The organism is Rhodobacter sp. 24-YEA-8, from assembly GCF_900105075.1.
GTDB lineage: Bacteria > Pseudomonadota > Alphaproteobacteria > Rhodobacterales > Rhodobacteraceae > Pseudogemmobacter.
The window spans coordinates 1354719-1373273 of record NZ_FNSK01000001.1; the positions used below are offsets into that span (position 1 = coordinate 1354719).

General features: G+C 61.8%; 15 protein-coding genes. 10 read left to right on the top strand and 5 right to left on the bottom strand.

Annotation, left to right across the window (positions count from 1 at the left end):
* The first annotated feature begins 58 nt into the window (after positions 1–58).
* From guaB to BLW25_RS06825, 3 genes are all read left to right on the top strand, one after another.
* Entirely contained in the window at positions 59–1507 is a 1449-nt protein-coding gene (gene guaB / locus BLW25_RS06815; RefSeq protein ID WP_092897567.1) for an IMP dehydrogenase, read from the top strand.
* Positions 1508–1795: 288 nt separating this feature from the next.
* The gene (locus BLW25_RS06820) at positions 1796–2977 is read left to right on the top strand and encodes an RsmB/NOP family class I SAM-dependent RNA methyltransferase (protein WP_092897569.1); all 1182 of its coding nucleotides are present in this window, start codon (positions 1796–1798) and stop codon (positions 2975–2977) included.
* Between the two features lie 152 nt (positions 2978–3129).
* Entirely contained in the window at positions 3130–5460 is a 2331-nt protein-coding gene (locus tag BLW25_RS06825; RefSeq protein ID WP_253188259.1) for a hybrid sensor histidine kinase/response regulator, read from the top strand.
* A 36-nt stretch (positions 5461–5496) separates the two neighbouring features.
* Here BLW25_RS06825 and BLW25_RS06830 read toward each other — a convergent pair whose 3' ends face one another.
* Positions 5497–6102, bottom strand: coding sequence for a hypothetical protein (locus tag BLW25_RS06830; protein WP_092897571.1), 606 nt, complete (start codon positions 6100–6102; stop codon positions 5497–5499).
* Between the two features lie 247 nt (positions 6103–6349).
* Here BLW25_RS06830 and recA point away from each other — a divergent pair, with 247 nt between their 5' ends.
* The 4 genes from recA (at position 6350) to BLW25_RS06850 (ending at position 12393) form a co-directional block, all read left to right on the top strand.
* On the top strand, positions 6350–7420 hold the full coding sequence (recA, locus tag BLW25_RS06835) for a recombinase RecA (protein WP_092897573.1): 1071 nt from the start codon (positions 6350–6352) through the stop codon (positions 7418–7420).
* 1084 nt (positions 7421–8504) lie between these two features.
* Positions 8505–11162 (top strand): alanine--tRNA ligase, encoded by a 2658-nt coding sequence (alaS, locus tag BLW25_RS06840; RefSeq protein WP_092897575.1) that lies wholly within the window; start codon positions 8505–8507, stop codon positions 11160–11162.
* Positions 11163–11165: 3 nt separating this feature from the next.
* A complete protein-coding gene (locus BLW25_RS06845) occupies positions 11166–11456 on the top strand; it encodes a DUF1330 domain-containing protein (protein WP_092897577.1) in 291 nt (96 codons plus the stop codon).
* A 142-nt stretch (positions 11457–11598) separates the two neighbouring features.
* The gene (locus tag BLW25_RS06850) at positions 11599–12393 is read left to right on the top strand and encodes a class II glutamine amidotransferase (RefSeq protein WP_092897579.1); all 795 of its coding nucleotides are present in this window, start codon (positions 11599–11601) and stop codon (positions 12391–12393) included.
* A 96-nt stretch (positions 12394–12489) separates the two neighbouring features.
* On the opposite strand, the gene BLW25_RS06855 is transcribed toward BLW25_RS06850, so the two are convergent.
* Positions 12490–13992, bottom strand: coding sequence for a CoA-acylating methylmalonate-semialdehyde dehydrogenase (locus BLW25_RS06855; RefSeq protein ID WP_092901667.1), 1503 nt, complete (start codon positions 13990–13992; stop codon positions 12490–12492).
* Between the two features lie 123 nt (positions 13993–14115).
* Between BLW25_RS06855 and BLW25_RS06860 the strand changes: the two genes are divergently transcribed.
* From BLW25_RS06860 to coaD, 3 genes are all read left to right on the top strand, one after another.
* The gene (locus tag BLW25_RS06860) at positions 14116–15039 is read left to right on the top strand and encodes a LysR family transcriptional regulator (RefSeq protein ID WP_092897581.1); all 924 of its coding nucleotides are present in this window, start codon (positions 14116–14118) and stop codon (positions 15037–15039) included.
* Positions 15040–15099: 60 nt separating this feature from the next.
* Positions 15100–15531: a CBS domain-containing protein gene (locus tag BLW25_RS06865; protein ID WP_092897583.1), complete on the top strand. Its 432-nt coding sequence runs from the start codon at positions 15100–15102 to the stop codon at positions 15529–15531.
* A gap of 113 nt (positions 15532–15644) precedes the next feature.
* Positions 15645–16136 (top strand): pantetheine-phosphate adenylyltransferase, encoded by a 492-nt coding sequence (gene coaD / locus BLW25_RS06870; RefSeq protein WP_092897585.1) that lies wholly within the window; start codon positions 15645–15647, stop codon positions 16134–16136.
* A gap of 86 nt (positions 16137–16222) precedes the next feature.
* Here coaD and gap (BLW25_RS06875) read toward each other — a convergent pair whose 3' ends face one another.
* The 3 genes from gap (BLW25_RS06875) to gap (BLW25_RS06885) form a co-directional block, all read right to left on the bottom strand.
* Complete coding sequence (gene gap / locus BLW25_RS06875) at positions 16223–17224, bottom strand: type I glyceraldehyde-3-phosphate dehydrogenase (RefSeq protein ID WP_092897587.1); 1002 nt, start codon at positions 17222–17224, stop codon at positions 16223–16225.
* Positions 17225–17356: 132 nt separating this feature from the next.
* Positions 17357–17500 (bottom strand): hypothetical protein, encoded by a 144-nt coding sequence (locus BLW25_RS24295; protein WP_092897589.1) that lies wholly within the window; start codon positions 17498–17500, stop codon positions 17357–17359.
* Positions 17501–17538: 38 nt separating this feature from the next.
* Complete coding sequence (gap, locus tag BLW25_RS06885) at positions 17539–18540, bottom strand: type I glyceraldehyde-3-phosphate dehydrogenase (protein ID WP_092897591.1); 1002 nt, start codon at positions 18538–18540, stop codon at positions 17539–17541.
* Positions 18541–18555 lie beyond the last annotated feature (15 nt).

The following is an 18555-nucleotide window of genomic DNA, read 5'->3' on the forward strand; positions in this document are numbered from 1 at the left end:
CAACCGGCGGGGAAGTGAAAAGGGGAACCGCCAAACGACGATCCCTGAGGAGATTCCTATGGAGATTCGCGAGGCTCTCACCTTCGACGATGTCCTGCTTGTTCCCGCGGCAAGCTCGGTTCTGCCAAGCACGGCAGATACCTCGACTTTTGTGACGAAATCCATCCGGATGAACATCCCGCTTCTGTCGAGCGCGATGGATACGGTGACCGAAGGGCGGATGGCGATTGCCATGGCCCAGGCCGGTGGCATCGGGGTGATCCACCGCAATCTTGATATCGAGGCCCAGGCCCGCGAGGTTCGCCGGGTCAAGCGGTTCGAATCCGGCGTGGTCTATGCGCCGATCACGCTGCGCGCCGATCAGACCCTGGCAGACGCCAAAGAGCTGATGGAGCGCTACAATATCACCGGCTTCCCGGTGGTCGATGGCGATAACCGCGTCGTTGGCATCGTGACCAACCGTGATATGCGCTTTGCCTCCGACGACAAAACGCCGGTCTCGGTGATGATGACTTCGGACAATCTGGCGCTCCTGCGGGAGCCGGTCGACCGTGAGGCGGCGATCAGCCTGATGAAGGCGCGCCGGATCGAGAAGCTGCTGGTGACGGATGGCGGTGGCAAACTGACCGGCCTTCTGACCCTGAAAGATACCGAGCAATCGGTCCTGAACCCCCAGGCCTGCAAGGATGATCTTGGGCGGCTTCGGGTGGCTGCGGCCTCGACCGTTGGCGAGGAAGGCTTTGCCAGATCGAAAGCGCTGATCGAGGCCGGCGTGGATATGGTGGTGATCGACACCGCGCATGGCCATTCCGAAGGTGTGGCGATCGCGGTTGAGCGGATCAAGAATTTCTCGAACGCGGTGCAGGTGGTCGCGGGCAATGTGGCGACCGGCAAGGCGACCGCGGCGCTGATCAAGGCAGGCGCGGATGCGGTCAAGGTCGGCATCGGCCCGGGCTCGATCTGCACCACGCGGATCGTCGCTGGTGTTGGCGTGCCGCAGCTGACCGCAATCATGGATTCGGCGGCAGCAGCCGGGGATATTCCGGTGATCGCCGATGGCGGCATCAAATTCTCGGGCGATTTCGCAAAGGCCATCGCGGCAGGCGCCAGTTGCGCCATGGTCGGATCGGCCATTGCGGGCACGGATGAGAGCCCGGGCGAGGTGATCCTGTGGAACGGCCGGTCTTACAAAAGCTATCGCGGCATGGGCAGCCTTGGCGCCATGGCGCGTGGCTCGGCGGATCGCTACTTCCAGAAGGATGCGGCCTCGGACAAGCTGGTCCCGGAAGGGATCGAAGGCCAGGTGCCCTATAAGGGACCGGTTGCAACGGTGCTGCATCAGATGGTGGGCGGGCTGCGCGCCGCGATGGGCTATACCGGCAATGGCACGGTGGCCGATATGCGCAATGGCTGCGACTTTGTCCGCATCACCGGGGCAGGGCTTAAGGAAAGCCATGTCCATGACGTGCAGATCACCCGCGAAAGCCCGAATTACCGCGTCGGCTGAGCCGGAGACAGACATGTGGAAAAGGCGGCCCTGCGGGGTCGCCTTTTTTTCTTCCGCAGTTCAGGCCAACCTTCTGACGTCTTGCGCGGGTCTTCATAAGTTACTGATCTTCGAAATCTATTTTACGCGCGGAAAAATGGCCCGCCAGACACGTCTTCAACGCGACCAGATGATCCATTTATAGCGATGGTCTTGCCTTGGGCGCGCTTTCATCCGATCAGGATCAGGCCAGACTTATGACGTGATCCCCCCGTCACAGGGCCGTCCGATCACAGGAAGGAAACCGACATGCGTTCCCCGGGCCGCGCCGCCGCAGCAATCGAGATCCTCGATCAGATCCTGGCCGGAACCCCGGCCGAAAAGGCGCTGATCGCATGGGGCAGGGCCTCACGCTTTGCCGGCTCGAAAGACCGCGCAGCGGTGCGGGATCTTGTATTCGATGCGCTGCGCCAGCGGCGTTCGGCGCTTGCCATGGCCGGAGCGGGGGGGCGCACTGGAACCGATGCGGCAGCGGCCAGCGGTCGGGCGCTGGTTCTGGGCGTTTTGCGGCTCAGGGGCGAGGATATCGGGCTCTGGTTTGACGGTTCTGACCACGCACCGGCGCCTCTGGGCGAGACCGAGACGCCGCGTTCCGCCGAAGGGGCCGAGGCGTTTGACATTCCCGACTGGCTTGAGCTCCCGTTACGTGAAGCGCTCGGCGCCGATTTTGTGCCGGTCATGGCGGCGATGCGGCTGCGCGCGCCGGTTATCCTGCGCGTCAACACCGCCCGGATAAGCCGTGAGGCCGCCATCGCGGCGCTTGCGGCCGAAGGGATCGAGACCCTGCCGCATCCGCTGGCCGCAACCGCATTGGAGGCGCGCTCCGGCCAGCGGCTGATCGCCTCGGGCAGGGTCTTTGCCGATGGGCTGGTCGAGTTGCAGGATGCCGCCTCGCAGGCGGTGGTGCTGGGTCTGCCGCTGAAAGACGGGATGAAGGTTCTGGATCTTTGTGCCGGCGGCGGCGGCAAAACCCTGGCGATGGGGGCGATGGCGCGGCTGTCACTGACCGCCCATGACGCCAGCCCGCGCCGTATGGAAGATCTGAAAACCCGTGCCGCCCGTGCGGGTCTGCAGGTCCGGCTCAGCGCAAGGCCCGAGGAGGCTGCGCCCTATGATCTGGTGCTGACGGACGTGCCCTGTTCCGGCTCGGGCAGCTGGCGGCGTGACCCGGAAGGCAAGTGGCAACTGACGCCGGAGCGCCTGGCCGCGCTGACCAGCCTCCAGGCGGAAATTCTTGACCGCGCGGCGGCGATGACCGCCCCCGGCGGCTGGCTCGCCTATGCGACCTGTTCTTTCCTGCGCGCGGAAAACGAAGACCAGGTTGAGGCCTTTTTGGCCCGCCATGCCGGCTGGACCCGAGTTTCCAGCCGCCGCTACGGCCCGCTTGAGGGGGGCGACGGCTTCTTCTCGGCGCTGTTGTCGCGGGACTGATCCGCCGCTTCGGTCATTTTGCCCGCCTGAAAAGGTGGTGTCAGGGCTGCATCCTGCCCGGAAGGTGGCGCTCACGTTATCGAGGTTAAGACGACGTTAACGAATTCCGGTCTTTGCTCGCCAGGTGCAATCGTGGGGAAGCGGAGGAATGGGTGCAATCTCCGGGGTATGAAGGCGGCGGGATCCTGAACGGCGCACGCAGCCTTGCGGTTCGTGCCGGCTGGCTGGTTGCGGTCGCTGCCGTCTGCCTGGCGCTTGCAATCCTGGTGGGGGAAAGCGGCTTCCGCTTTACGCTCGCGGTGACGGGGCTGGCGCTTTTGCTGCTGACCTGCGCGCTCTGGGCGATGGCGCGGATCGCGCGGCGCGAGGAAGAGCAGATGAATGCCCGGCTGTCCCTGCTGATCGGCGAGGATGTAGCCCCCTGTTTTTCCACTGATATCATGGGGCAGATCCTGTTTCGCAACCGCGCCGCTGTTGCGCGGTTCGGCGAACAGACCCCGGCGACGCTCGCGGCACACCTGCATGAACAGATCGCCTCGCCTTCGGCGGTCATGTACCGGCTGCAGTCGCGGGCGGCTCATCATGGCGGCGTGCATGAGGATATCGTGACCCGGCGCGGGCATTTGCGGCTTTCGGTCCATCGGATTGCCAGCGATAAATTCCTGTGGCGGATCGAGGAATTCGAAGATCGCAGCCCCGCCGGGCGCGGCGCCGAGGGGCTGAGCCTGCCGATGGTGGTCGCAAACCGCGCCGGAGTCGTGCTGTTTTCCAATGAGGCGATGCGCCGGGTGCTGGGCGAGCGCCCCAAACGGCTTGACCGTATCTTCCTGCAACCCAGGGTGACCAGCGGCGAAGAGGTCGAGGTTGCAACGGCCACCGGCTCGATGCGTGCCATCGTGGCCGAGCTGGACGGGCCGGGGGACCGGCGCGAAATATTTTTGCTTCCCGCGCCTGCGCAGCGCGAAGATGACACAGTGCAGGTCGATTTTGAAAACGTGCCGGTCGCGCTGATGAAGTTCGGCCTTGATGGGGGGCTGCGCCTGGCGAACAGGGCAGCGCGCGATCTTCTTGGCGAGCGCTCGGTCGAGACCTTGACCCTGCATGATTTGTTCGAAGATCTTGGCCGTCCCGTAAATGACTGGCTGGCTGATGTGATCGAACAGCGCCTGCCGGCCGGGGCCGAGATGTTGCGGCTGCGCGGCAGCTCAGGCAGCACATCGGGGGGCGGGGACGAAGAAAATTTCGTTCAGGTCCAGCTGAGCCGGTTCGTTGAAAAGGGCAGGGCGCAGGCGCTCGCGATCCTCTCGGATGTGACGGCGCTGAAGAAGATGGAGGCACAGTTCGATCAAAGCCAGAAGATGCAGGCGATCGGCCAGCTCACCGGCGGTATTGCGCATGATTTCAACAATTTGCTGACCGCGATCTCCGGCCATTGCGATCTGCTTTTGCTCCGCCACGGCCATGAGGACACCGATTTCTCGGACCTGGAACAGATCCGCCAGAATGCCAATCGCGCCGCAGCACTCGTCAGCCAGCTGCTGGCATTTTCGCGCAAACAGACGCTGAAGCCAGAGCGGCTCGACCTCTCGGATGTGCTGAGTGAGGTCGCGCATCTCCTGAACCGGCTGGTCGGCGAGCGCATTACGCTGAGCCTGAAAAATGACCCTGAACTGGGTGAGGTGCGGGCCGACAGACGGAGGCTGGAACAGGTGCTGATGAACCTCGTGGTCAATGCGCGCGACGCGATGTCGGGCAAGGGCACGATCCTGATCGAGACCGAAGATATCAGCCTCTCGCAGCCGGTCAGCCGCGACGGCGCGACGGTGCCGGCGGGTCGCTGGGCGGTGATCCGGGTTACGGATAGCGGCTGCGGCATCCCGCCTGACCGGATCGGCAAGATTTTCGAACCCTTCTTCACCACCAAACGCCCGGGCGAGGGCACCGGGCTCGGCCTCTCGACTGTGTACGGCATCGTCAAACAATCCGGCGGCTATGTCTTTGTCGAAAGCGCACCGGATCAGGGCACCACATTCGAGATTCTGTTCCCCGTCCGCGAGGGCCAGACCGCCGGGGAAATCCAGACCGAGGAGCCCGTGCGCCCGCTGATGCTGCGCAATGGCGCCGGTGTTGTGCTGCTGGTCGAGGATGAGGCGGCGGTACGCGCTTTCGCCAGCCGTGCACTGAAGATGCGAGGCTATACCGTGATCGAGGCCGCCAATGCCGAAGAGGCGCTGGATCTGTTGCAGGATCCTTCACTGGTGGTCGATATTTTCGTGACCGATGTGGTGATGCCTGGCCTCGACGGCCCGACCTGGGTAAAACGCGCGCTGGAAGACCGCCCCGATGCGAGGGTGGTCTTCGTTTCGGGCTATACCGAAGATCACCTCGCCGCCGATCAGTCACAGATTCCGAACTCGGTTTTCCTGCCGAAACCGTTCTCGCTCAATGATCTGACTGCGACGGTTCAGGGCCAGTTGCATTGATACTGGCCGGACAGGATCGATGGCCCGGATCAGGTGTCAGGCCTGTTCGGGATGTTTCAGCGTCTCATAAAGCGCGAAATCAGCGCTGGCGACCCTTCGCAGCAGCGCTTCGGTTTCCGGCGTCAGATAGGTTTCCCCGGGAGGAGAGACATTCACATGCGGCAGAATGATTTCACAGCCAAGGCGGTCTTCGAGAAAATCGATAAAGACATCAATCTCATCATAGCGGAACAACCGGTCTACCCCCTGACCCTGACGCGGGCGCAGGAATTTCTCCTGGGCGCCGACATCGGCAAAGGCGGGGCGCGGATCGCAGCACCAGGCCCGCACGAAATCGTCGAAACTCATGCCTTTGGTCGATTTCTCCGGATCGGTCTGATCCTCGCGCGAGCGGAACCGGTACCAGGAATTCAGCCAGTCCCGCGGCTCGCGCATCAGCGCCACAACCGTCCAGCCGGTCTTTGATGTGGCTTCGAGATAGGGGCCGACAAAGCGGCGATAGCGATGGACGGTGGTATGTTTCAGCACCGGCGGACGCTGGACCGAGACCGAGGCAAGCGATTCGAGCGCAGTCGCCAGCGAGGTCGAGCCGGTCTTTGGCGTGGCGAGCAGAACGAGCTTTTGGTCCCAGAATACCAGCACCTGCGGATACCTCTTCGGTTTTTGGCGGCTTTTTCGCTTCTAGCGCGGAATGGGGCGCTGAAAACAGCCTCGCGGGGCAAAATTCCCCCTTCCGTTGTAAACCGGACGTTAAGCTTTCTGCGATCAGGATCGTTTAAAGAATTGTGTTGATATTTTCCCTGTTTGTTCCCATAAGCGACAAGAACAAAATGCAAACATGCCTCGGGATTGCCGCTCCGGCGCGGCTGTGAAATAAAGGAAAAAAGCCATGGCAACAGCCAGCCTGCTGGACTTCGGGAGCAAGAAAGACATGGATAAGCAAAAGGCGCTGGAAAGCGCCCTCCAGCAGATCGAACGGCAATTCGGCAAGGGCTCGATCATGAAGCTCGGCGCCGACAGCCCAGCGATGGAGATTGAGGCGACCTCGACCGGTTCGCTGGGTCTGGATATCGCGCTTGGAATTGGTGGCCTGCCGAAAGGGCGGATCATCGAGATTTACGGGCCGGAAAGCTCGGGCAAGACCACGCTGACGCTGCATGCCGTTGCGGAAGAGCAGAAAAAGGGCGGTGTCTGCGCCTTTGTGGATGCGGAACACGCGCTGGACCCGAGCTATGCCAAAAAGCTCGGCGTCAATCTTGATGAACTCCTGATCTCGCAGCCCGATACCGGCGAGCAGGCGCTTGAGATTGTTGATACCCTGGTGCGCTCGGGTGCGGTCTCGATGATCGTTGTCGACTCGGTCGCCGCGCTGACGCCGAAGGCGGAACTTGAGGGCGATATGGGCGACGCGACGGTCGGCGCCCAGGCCCGTCTGATGAGCCAGGCGATGCGCAAACTCACCGCCTCGATCGGCAAATCGAACTGCATGGTGATCTTCATCAACCAGATCCGCATGAAAATCGGTGTGATGTTCGGCTCGCCCGAAACCACCACCGGTGGCAATGCGCTGAAATTCTACGCCTCTGTCCGGCTCGATATCCGCCGCATCGGCGCGATCAAGGACCGCGAAGAGGTGGTCGGCAACTCGACCCGCGTGAAAGTGGTCAAGAACAAGGTGGCGCCGCCGTTCAAGCAGGTCGAATTCGACATCATGTATGGCGAGGGGATCTCGAAAACCGGTGAGCTGGTGGATATCGGCGTCAAGGCCGGCGTGGTCGAGAAGTCGGGCGCCTGGTATTCTTACGGTGATGAGCGGATCGGCCAGGGGCGTGAAAACGCCAAAACCTTCCTGAAGAACAACCCGGCCACCGCCCATGCGATTGAAGAAAAGATCCGGGCGGCCAATGGGCTTGATTTCCACATGTCCCCCGAGGAAAGCGTTGTCGAGGATGACGCCTGATCCGACACCAGGCTGGATTTGAGGTCTGGGTCTGAGATGGCGGTCTGATATCGGGTCTGGACCTGGTCATAAGAACATGGCCGGAGGCCCCGCATATCAGCTGCTGCCGGTTTCCCGGGCACGAAGATAAGATCGTGGCCGGGAAACCTGAGTGGGCTTATGACGAGCCGGAAGTCAGGCCGTGCGCTCAGAAGCTGTGCATCACACTGGCCTTCTACCGCTGCCACAGCCCGACCTTATGGTCGGTCGATACTCCCCGACGCACCTGTCGCGCCATTGGTTCATCGCCTCAGAACACAAGAATACGCGTAATGTTGTCCTGACCGGACGAACCCACCGTTGCCTTTCTCCGGAGGATCCCGCTCCTCCGTGACCCGCGCAAAATTACATTTGAACCCGCGGATCGCGTCTGCCTGCGCATCGTCCTGTCAGGTCACCTTCGCTGGCCGCGAGAATTGCTTTTATCTGGTGCAAATCGACCTGGTGTTGATGCCAGCGCTCCGGAACCAAGGGCATTCAACAGGAGAGGAGATCGCGCGACAGAACCGACGCAGGGTCTCACGCGGGATGAAAGGCAGCCAGACAGGCCTGAAGACAGGCGGCCTTCCTGGCCTGCACAGGTTTCACCCATAGAACGGTTCCGAGCTGCTTCGTCCTGTCTTCATCTCAACAGCCAAATCCCGGCGGTTGCGATGGCCGGGTCAACCCGCCCAGTTTACGGGCTATGAGCTTCCCGCTGACCCGCAAACCCATGGCTGACACGGCACCAGAAAGCATCTTCGCAACGCAGAAGGCCGAAGGGGCGGCCAGCAGGCTCTGTCAAACCCGCAAGGAAGCAGGTACCAAGAACTGCGACTTCGCTGGGCGCGTCTGCAAATCGCGCCGAAGACACCCGTGCCGGTCGTGCGCGGGGCAATGTAGTTTGAGGCCCGCGACATACCAGCTTCACCTGCTTTCCTCGAAACCGGCATCCTCTCACTTGCGGCCTTTTTTCGGTCCCGATGCATCCCACCGTGGACAGGGGGGGAAGGCGCCGTTACATGGAAGGCCGAAAACTGATCATCCTCCATGAAGAGGCCCGGCCATGGCGTCGCTGAATGACATCCGCACCACCTATCTCGACTTCTTTAAGAAGAACGGGCACCGCGTTGTGGAAAGCTCGCCGCTGGTGCCGCGCAACGACCCGACGCTGATGTTCACCAATTCGGGCATGGTGCAGTTCAAGAACCTGTTCACCGGCACCGAGCACCGCGACTACAAGCGTGCCACCACCGCGCAGAAATGCGTGCGGGCGGGCGGGAAGCACAATGATCTCGACAATGTCGGCTATACCGCGCGCCATCATACCTTCTTTGAAATGCTGGGGAATTTCTCTTTCGGCGATTATTTCAAAGATCAGGCCATCGCTTTCGCCTGGGAGCTGCTGACGAAAGATTTCGGCCTCACGAAAGACAAGCTGCTGGTCACGATCTACCATACCGATGACGAGGCGGCGGATATCTGGAAGAAGGTCTCGGGCCTGTCGGATGACCGTATCATCCGCATTGCCTCGGATGATAATTTCTGGCGCATGGGTCCGACCGGCCCCTGTGGCCCCTGCACCGAGATTTTCTACGACCACGGTCCTTCGATCTGGGGTGGCCCGCCCGGTTCGGCGGATGAGGATGGCGACCGTTTCATCGAGATCTGGAACAACGTTTTCATGCAAAACGAGCAGTTCGAGGATGGCACGATGCGCCCGCTCGACATGCAGTCGATTGATACCGGCATGGGGCTGGAGCGGATCGGCGCACTGTTGCAGGGCAAGCACGACAATTATGACACCGATCTGATGCGGAGCCTGATCGAGGCTTCGGCACATGTGACCTCGTCTGACCCTGATGGGACCGGCAAAGTGCATCACCGGGTGATTGCGGACCATCTGCGCTCAACCTCGTTCCTGATCGCGGATGGGGTGATGCCCTCGAATGAAGGGCGCGGCTATGTGCTGCGCCGCATCCTGCGCCGTGCGGCGCGCCATGCGCATATGCTGGGCGCCAAGGATCCGGTGATGCACCGCCTGGTGCCGGCACTGGTGCGGCAGATGGGGGCGGCCTATCCGGAACTGACCCGCGCCCAGAGCCTGATCGAGGAAACGCTGAAGCTGGAGGAGACCAAATTCGGCCAGACCCTGGATCGCGGGCTGAAACTGCTGGACGAAGAACTTGGTCGTATCCCGGAAGGTGCCGATCTGCCCGGGGGGGCTGCGTTTAAGCTTTACGACACCTATGGCTTCCCGCTGGACCTGACCCAGGACGCACTGCGCGAGATGGGCCGCAATGTCGATGTGGCCGGTTTCGAGGCTGCCATGGCCGAACAGCGCCAGAAAGCCCGCGCCGCCTGGTCCGGCACCGGCGAGGCCAAGGACGCGAAGATCTGGTTCGAACTGGCTGAATCGAAAGGCGTAACCGAGTTTCTCGGCTATGAGACCGAGGCCGCAGAAGGTGTTGTTCAGGCGCTTGTGCGCGATGGGGCCGAGATCGGCGCGGCACAGACCGGCGAGGCCGTGCAGGTCGTCGTCAACCAGACCCCGTTCTATGCCGAAAGCGGCGGTCAGGTCGGCGATACCGGCTTTATCCGCACCGATACCGGCGTGGTTGAGGTGACGGATACCAAAAAGGCGGCCGGCATCTTCATCCATATCGGCAAGGTGGTCGAGGGTGGCATCTCGCGGGGGCAGCCCGCGCGGCTTGAAGTTTCGCATGCCCGCCGTTCGGCGATCCGCGCGAACCATTCGGCCACCCATCTTCTGCATGAAGCGCTGCGCGCGGCCCTTGGGGATCACGTGGCGCAGAAGGGCTCGCTTAATGCGCCCGACCGGCTGCGGTTTGACTTCTCGCATGGTCAGGGGCTGAGTGCTGCCGAACTGGCGCAGGTCGAGGCCGAGGTGAATGACTATATCCGCCAGAACACCGCCGTTGAGACCCGGATCATGACGCCGGATGACGCGCGCGGCATCGGCGCCCAGGCGCTCTTTGGCGAGAAGTATGGCGATGAGGTCCGCGTCGTTTCGATGGGGCAGCTTGCCGCTTCGGGCAAGGGGGCCGATGGGGCGACCTATAGTCTTGAGCTTTGCGGCGGTACGCATGTCAGGCGCACCGGCGATATCGGGGCCTTCGTGCTTTTGGGCGATTCCGCGTCTTCGGCCGGCGTGCGCCGGATCGAGGCGCTGACCGGCGATGCGGCGCTCGCACATCTGCGCGCCCATGAGCAACGCCTTGCAGAGGTCGCCTCGGTTCTGAAAGCACCGGTCGCTGAAGTGGTCGAAAGGGTGCGCGCGCTGGCCGAAGAGCGCAGGACCCTCACGAATGAAGTGGCCACCCTGCGGCGCGAGCTTGCGATGGGTGGTGGCGGCTCTGCTGGCCCGGAAGCCAAAGAGATCAACGGCGTGAAGATGATTGCTCAGGTGTTGAAAGGCGTTTCGGGCAAGGATCTTCCGGCCCTGATCGATGAGATGAAAACCCGCATCGGTTCGGGTGCGGTACTGCTGATTGCCGATACCGGCGCGAAACCGGCGGTGGCAGCAGGCGTGACCCAGGATCTTACCGGCAAAGTCTCGGCCGTGGATCTGGTCAAGGCGGCAGCGGCCGCGCTTGGCGGCAAAGGCGGCGGCGGTCGCCCGGATATGGCTCAGGCCGGCGGCAATGACATTGCCGGCGCTGAGGCTGCGATCACGGCGGCCGAAGCCGTGCTGAGGGGCTGAGCCATGCCCGCAGCCTATTGGATCGCCCATGTCCATGTGACCGATGCCGAAGCCTATGCGCGCTATGCCAAAGGCGCGACAGAGGCGATTGAGGCACATGGCGGCAGCTTCCTCGCAAGAGGTGGCCGCTATGTGCAGCTTGAAGGCAATGACCGCGCGCGCAATGTGCTGGCGCGTTTCCCGGATCTCGAAACCGCGGTCGCCTGCTACAATTCGCCCGTCTATCAGGCTGCGCTGGATCACGCCCGCGGCGCTGCGGTCCGTGATCTCGTCGTGGTCGAAGCGGCAGAGTAGCCGCCGCCTCTCCAGGCAATTCTCTGCCTTTGGTAATCTTTCGTGAACGGCCCGGGGCTTATCATGCCCCGGGCCTTTCGCTATTCTGGCACAAAATGGCAAAGTGGGGCAGTAACCCGCGATCGGGCAGAGGACAGTGATCATGTGTCGTTGGGCGGCCTATACGGGCGAGCCGATTTTTCTTGAAGATATCGTTTCACGCCCCGGTCATTCGCTGATCCATCAAAGCCATGGCGCCACCCAATGCCGCACCGCGATAAATGCCGACGGGTTCGGGATCGCCTGGTATGGGGATCGGCCTGAACCCGGGCTTTACCGCGATGTCATGCCCGCCTGGTCAGATCCGAACCTGAAAAGCCTCACGGCCCAGGTGAAATCAGGTCTTTTCCTCGCCCATGTCCGCGCCTCGACCGGCACTGCCACCAGCCGCAACAATTGCCATCCCTTCACCGCCGGACGGTGGAGTTTCATGCATAACGGCCAGGTCGGCGGCTATGATGCCTTCCGTCGCGATGCCGAAATGCTGATCCCCGAAGGGCTTTACCCGCAACGCAAGGGCGCCACCGACAGCGAAGCGCTCTTCCTTGTCGCCCTCGCCGAAGGCCTCGAAACCGATCCGCGCACAGCACTTGAACGCGCCTGCGCCCGCTTCATCTCGCTTGCCCGCCGCAAAGGCGCAGCGCCCTTTCTCAGGATGACCGCCGCGCTGTCAGATGGTGAAACACTTTACGCGGTGCGCTATGCCAGCGATGAGCTGGCGCCCTCGCTCTGGTATCGCTGGTCCGACAGCCGCAAAGGCATGGCCGTCGTCTCAGAGCCGCTCGAGGCTGAAGAGGGCGACTGGACCGAAGTACCGGCCAATTCCTTCTGCACCTTCAGCGCGGTCGATGTCAGAACCCAACCCTTCCTGCCCTGCAGCCTCAAAGAAGCCGCATAGAAAAAGGGCACCCAAAGCAGGTGCCCTTTTCCTTTTAGTGAAAACACTCCACGGGGAAGTGGGGGTGTGAAACCCCCGGCTCCTCCGTCAGCCTGATCAGTCCAGCGCCTTGAAGTTCAGCGCTGCGCCTTCTTTGATCCCCGAGAACCAGCGCGCCGTCACCGTCTTTGTCTTGGTGTAGAAACGCAGCGCATCCGGGCCATATTGGTTCAGGTCACCGAAGGACGACTTCTTCCAGCCGCCAAAGGTATAGTAGCTCAGCGGCACCGGGATCGGGAAGTTCACACCCACCATCCCGACATTGACCCGGCTTGCAAAGTCACGCGCCGTGTCGCCATCGGCGGTGAAGATCGCCGTGCCATTGCCGTATTCATTGTCGATCACCAGTTGCAGCGCGTCCTCATAGGTCTCGGCGCGCACCTGGGTCAGAACCGGCCCGAAGATCTCCTGCTTGTAGATCTCCATATCGCGGGTCGCATGGTCAAAGAGCGACGGGCCGACGAAGAAGCCGTTCTCATAGCCCTGGAGGCTGAAATTCCGGCCATCGACGACCAGTTTCGCGCCCTGTTCCACACCTGAATCGATCAGGCCACGGATCCGCTGTGCCGAGGCCGAGGTAATGACCGGTCCGAAATCGACATCATCACCGGCGGTATAGGGGCCGACTTTCAGCTTTTCGATGCGTGGCACGAGCTTTTCTATCAGCGCATCAGCGGTTTCCTTACCGACCGGCACCGCGACCGAGATCGCCATGCAGCGTTCGCCGGCTGCGCCGAAACCAGCCCCGATCAGAGCATCTGCCGCCTTGTCGAGATCGGCATCCGGCATGATGACCATATGGTTCTTCGCGCCGCCAAAGCATTGTGCGCGTTTGCCATTGGTCGCAGCCCGGCCATAGATGTACTGCGCAATCGGGGTCGAGCCGACGAAACCGACCGCCTGGATCACCTCGTGATCAAGGATCGCATCGACGATTTCCTTGTCGCCATTCACCACCTGCAAGACGCCGTCGGGCAGGCCTGCTTCTTTCAGGAGTTCCGCAAGATAAAGTGCGGTCGAGGGGCAGCGCTCGGACGGCTTCAGGATCATCGCATTGCCCGCGACCAGAGCCGGAGCCATTTTCCACAGCGGGATCATTGCGGGGAAGTTGAAGGGCGTGATGCCTGCGACAACGCCAAGCGCCTGACGCATCGAATAAATATCGATCCCCGGGCCAGCGCTGTCGGTATATTCGCCCTTCAGAAGCGCAGGCGCGCCCATGCAGACTTCGACGACTTCCAGCCCGCGCTGCACATCGCCTTTCGCATCCGGAATGGTCTTGCCATGCTCGCGCGACACCAGTTCTGCGAGCTTTTCCATGTCGCGGTTGATGAGCGCCGCAAAGGCCATCATCACACGGGCGCGGCGCTGCGGGTTGACCGCCTGCCATTTCAGCTGTGCCGCTGCTGCCGACTGGATGGCAGCGTCAAGCTCTGCCGGCGTGGCCAGCGCAAGGCGCGCCTGGACTTCGCCGGTGGCGGGGTTGAAGACATCAGTGAAGCGGCCCGACGTGCCCTTCACCAGCTTGCCGTCGATCCAGTGACCGATCTCAGCGACCATGGCAGAACCTCCCATATGGAATTGCATATACCGCTTTTACCCTTGCGAATTCGCGGATCAAAGCGCCAATAGACCAAAGGCATTTTGCATTTTTGCAAAAGGGTGCGGAGAGGCGGGGACGGAGTGGATTGGGACGATCTCAGGATATTTCTCGAAGTTGCGCGCCATGAAAGCCTGTCTGGCGCCGGCAAGCGGCTCAAGATCGATGCGGCGACGGTCGGGCGGCGGGTGCAGCGCTTTGAAGAGGCGCTTGGCCAGCGGCTTTTTGCCCGCAGCCCTCAGGGCTATCAGCTGAGCCAGGCCGGAGAGCGGCTTTTGCCGGCTGCCGAACGTGCCGAGGCGGCGATGCTGGCAGCGGGCGAGGCGCTGAGTGGCGACAGGCCGGGGCAGGGGCTGACCGGGCTGATCCGGCTTGGCGCCCCCGATGGCTGCGCCAATTACCTGCTGCCGCCGGTGATCGCGCGGATCTGCGACCAGAATCCGGGGCTCGAGGTTCAGCTGGTGGCGCTGCCGCGCGTCTTTAACCTTTCGAAACGCGAGGCCGATATGGCCATCGGCGTCTCGCGGCCTGAAACCGGGCGGCTCACGGTGCAGAAGCTGACCGATTACCAGCTGGTGCTTGCGGCATCCGAGGCCTGGCTCGCGCGCAACCCCGAGCCGCAGGATCTGGCCGATCTGCGCGATCTGCGATTCGTCGGCTATATCCCGGATCTGATTTTCGACAAGGAACTGGACTATCTGGCCGAGCTTGGTGCGCCCCAGGTGGCGATTTCTTCTAACTCGGTCTCGGTGCAGCTGAATTTTCTGCGCCAGGGGGCGGGCATCGGCATTGTTCACGATTTTGCCCTGCCGGCGGCGCCCGAACTCCGGCAGCTCCTGTCCGATAAGGTAGGGCTGACCCGGTCGTTCTGGCTGATCCGTCACGCCGATGACGGGCGGGTTCAGCGGTTGAACCGCTTTGCCCAAAGCCTTGTGCGCGAGACCAGGATCGAGATGACCAGGCATGAAAAGACCGCAGCAACTGGCACTTACGGCCACGGGGCTTGACAGAATCCTGTGGCTCAAAGACCCTTCCTCTGACAGACGCGGGAAAGTGAGGAACAGCCCATGCTTGTCAGCCAGATCCTGAAGACAAAACCGGCAGGGGTGATCACGATTGCCCCCGAGGCCACTGTTGCCGAAGCTGCCGCATTGCTGTCCGAGAAACGGATCGGGGCGATCATCGTCTCATCCGACGGCAAGACGGCCCTCGGGATTCTTTCCGAGCGCGATATCGTCCGTGAACTGGGGCGCACCGGCGTGACCTGCCTTTCGGCAAGGGTGACCGAGCTGATGACGTCAAAGCTCGTCTCCTGTACCAGCGGCGATCTGAATATGGATATCCTGCAAACCATGACCGATGGCCGGTTCCGCCATATGCCGGTGATCGAAAATGGCGAGATGCTGGCGATCATCACCCTGGGCGATGTGGTGAAGGCGCGGCTGCAGGAGCTGAACGCTGAGAAGGATGCCCTTGAAGGCATGATCATGGGTCATTGACCACAGTGACCACTGCGCCGGCTTTTGCTGCGCTGCGGCGGTTTTGATCTTGCGCAGGCGCAGGCAATATTGTTGCGTGCGCCTGCAGCGGAGGGATCAGGGAGGATTTACCCATGCGCATCGGCCTTTATCCGGGCACCTTTGATCCGGTAACGCTGGGGCATACCGATATCATCCGGCGGGCGATGGTGCTGGTCGACCGGCTGGTGATCGGGGTGGCGATCAACCGGGACAAGGGCCCCTTGTTCAGCCTGGATGACCGGGTTTCGATGCTGCGCGCGGAATGTGCCGCGATCACTGACATTACCGGCGGTGAAATTCTGGTGCATCCGTTCGAGAATCTGCTGATCGACTGCGCCCGCGATGTGGGGGCGAATGTGATCGTACGCGGGCTCAGGGCAGTGGCGGATTTCGAGTATGAATTCCAGATGGTCGGGATGAACCGGGCGCTGGACGATTCTGTCGAGACGGTCTTCCTGATGGCCGATGCGCGCCGCCAGGCGATTGCCTCGAAACTGGTGAAAGAGATCGCCAGACTGGGCGGCGATGTGAGCCGGTTCGTGCCGGCCCCGGTCGCGACGGCCCTGAAGGCGAAATACGGCTGAACAAGAAGCCGATTTCTTTAAAGAAATCGGCGCGGATTTTTTTGAAAAATCCGCGCCCTTTGCAATCCGGGAAGGCCTGACCGGTGTCAGATCAGCTTGCCCATCGCGACGGCGGTATCCGCCATCCGGTTCGAGAAGCCCCATTCATTGTCATACCAGCTCAGGACAGAGACCATGGTTCCGTCCATCACCTTGGTCTGGTCGATATGGAAGATCGACGAATGCGGGTCATGGTTGAAGTCTGACGAGACATTCTTGAACTTCGTATAGCCCAGGATGCCTTTCAATGGGCCGTCAGCCGCCGCGATGATGGCATTGTTGATCTCTTCGACCGTAGTCGCGCGTTTTGCGATGAATTTCAGGTCAACGACCGAGACATTCGGGGTCGGCACACGGATCGCGAAGCCGTCCAGTTTGCCCTTCAGCTCGGGCAGGACCAGACCCACGGCCTTTGCCGCACCCGTCGAGGTCGGGATCATTGAGAGTGCCGCGGCGCGGGCGCGGTAGAGATCCTTATGCATCGTGTCCAGCGTCGGCTGGTCGCCGGTATAGGAGTGGATCGTCGTCATCATGCCTTTTTCGATGCCGATGGCATCATGCAGCACTTTTGCCACCGGCGAGAGGCAGTTGGTGGTGCAGCTGGCATTCGAGACAATCAGGTCTTCTGCGGTCAATGTGTCGTCATTCACGCCGAAGACGATGGTCTTGTCGGCATCCTCTCCCGGTGCCGAGATCAGAACGCGCTTTGATCCGTTTTCCAGATGTGCCTGGCATTTCTCTTTCGAGGTGAAGATGCCGGTGCATTCCAGAACAACATCGACATCCGACCAGGGCAGTTCAGCCGGATTGCGCAGTGCGGTCACCCGGATCGGGCCGCGGCCGACATCGATCCAGTCCGGACCGGTCGTCACTTCGGCCGGGAAACGGCCATGAACCGAGTCAAAGCGCAGCAGATGCGCATTGGTCTCGACGGGGCCGAGATCGTTCAGCGCCACCACTTCGATATCGGTACGTCCCGATTCGATGATCGCGCGCAGGATATTGCGCCCGATGCGGCCGAACCCATTGATTGCAACCTTGACAGCCATGACCTTCCTCCGGTGCTGCGGTGTCTTTTGCGCTTTCAAAGCTGAGAGCGCCCTCATGCCGGCACGATGATGCCGGACTGCTAGCGCTAACAACCGCAGAACGCGCGGAAATGCAATCAAATCCTGCCAGCATCAGCGCCAGAATTGTACCCAGTCGACAAGATGGAGGAATTTTTTCGCCAGAAACATCAGGATCTGCCCCTGAGTGAGGAGCAGATCCAGGCCGATTGCCACAGCCAGCGTCAAAGCGATGTAGAGTGCGACACGATCCGTCACGCGAAATCCCCGGGTTTGGCCGGGGAGTGCGCCCGGTCTCAGCCTGCGAGCCGCCCCATGGCGCCGGCCACATCGGCCATGCGGCAGGAGAAGCCCCATTCATTATCATACCATGCCAGAACGCGGACGGAACGGCCAACCACTCGCGTCTGATCCGGTGCGAAGATCGATGATTGCGGGGTATGGTTGAAGTCGATCGAGACCTTGGGTTCGGGGTCATAGGCCATGACCATGCCCATATAGCCATTGGCGGCCTCGCGCACGATCTGGTTCACCTCGTCAGCGGTGACCGATTTCGCGGCGATAAAGGTCAGATCCACCGCCGAGACATTCGGGGTCGGCACCCGGATCGCCGAGCCGTCGAGCTTGCCTTTCAGTTCGGGCAGGACCTCGCCAAGCGCTTTCGCGGCGCCGGTCGAGGTCGGGATCATCGCCATCGCCGCCGAACGCGCGCGGTAGAGGTCAGAATGGCGGCGGTCCAGCGTCGGCTGATCGCCGGTATAGGAATGGATCGTGGTCATGATGCCGGATTCAATCCCGATCGTGTCATTCAGCACCTTGGCCAGCGGCGCGAGGCAGTTCGTGGTGCAGGACCCGTTCGAGACGACCAGATGCTCAGGCAGCAGCGAGCGGTGATTGACACCATAGACCACGGTCAGATCGGCATTCTTCGCGGGGGCCGAGACGAGCACCCGTTTCGCGCCGCGCCCCAGATGCACGGCGGCTTTTGCGCGGTCATTGAAATTGCCGGTGCATTCCAGAACGACATCCACACCCTCCCAGTCGAGCTCTTCCGGGTTATAGGTCGACATCACCCGGATCGGACCGCGCCCGAGATCCAGCGCGCCTCCCTCGACCTTCACGGTGCCCGGGAAGCGACCATGAACCGAGTCGTATTTCAGCAGATGCGCATTGGTCTCGATGGGGCCGGTCGCATTGATTGCCACGACCTGCACATCATTGCGGTTCGATTCCGCGATATGGGCGAGGGTGCAGCGGCCGATGCGGCCAAATCCGTTGATACCGACTGTGATGGTCATATCCTGTGTCTCCGC

Bases quoted from the DNA above. Each gene is read 5' to 3' on its own strand.
- gap (WP_092897587.1), bottom strand. From the start codon at position 17,224: ATGGCTGTCAAGGTTGCAATCAATGGGTTCGGCCGCATCGGGCGCAAT.
- recA (WP_092897573.1), top strand. From the start codon at position 6,350: ATGGCAACAGCCAGCCTGCTGGACTTCGGGAGCAAGAAAGACATGGAT.
- coaD (WP_092897585.1), top strand. From the start codon at position 15,645: ATGCGCATCGGCCTTTATCCGGGCACCTTTGATCCGGTAACGCTGGGG.
- BLW25_RS06820 (WP_092897569.1), top strand. From the start codon at position 1,796: ATGCGTTCCCCGGGCCGCGCCGCCGCAGCAATCGAGATCCTCGATCAG.
- BLW25_RS06850 (WP_092897579.1), top strand. From the start codon at position 11,599: ATGTGTCGTTGGGCGGCCTATACGGGCGAGCCGATTTTTCTTGAAGAT.
- guaB (WP_092897567.1), top strand. From the start codon at position 59: ATGGAGATTCGCGAGGCTCTCACCTTCGACGATGTCCTGCTTGTTCCC.
- alaS (WP_092897575.1), top strand. From the start codon at position 8,505: ATGGCGTCGCTGAATGACATCCGCACCACCTATCTCGACTTCTTTAAG.
- BLW25_RS06865 (WP_092897583.1), top strand. From the start codon at position 15,100: ATGCTTGTCAGCCAGATCCTGAAGACAAAACCGGCAGGGGTGATCACG.
- gap (WP_092897591.1), bottom strand. From the start codon at position 18,540: ATGACCATCACAGTCGGTATCAACGGATTTGGCCGCATCGGCCGCTGC.
- BLW25_RS06845 (WP_092897577.1), top strand. From the start codon at position 11,166: ATGCCCGCAGCCTATTGGATCGCCCATGTCCATGTGACCGATGCCGAA.
- BLW25_RS06855 (WP_092901667.1), bottom strand. From the start codon at position 13,992: ATGGTCGCTGAGATCGGTCACTGGATCGACGGCAAGCTGGTGAAGGGC.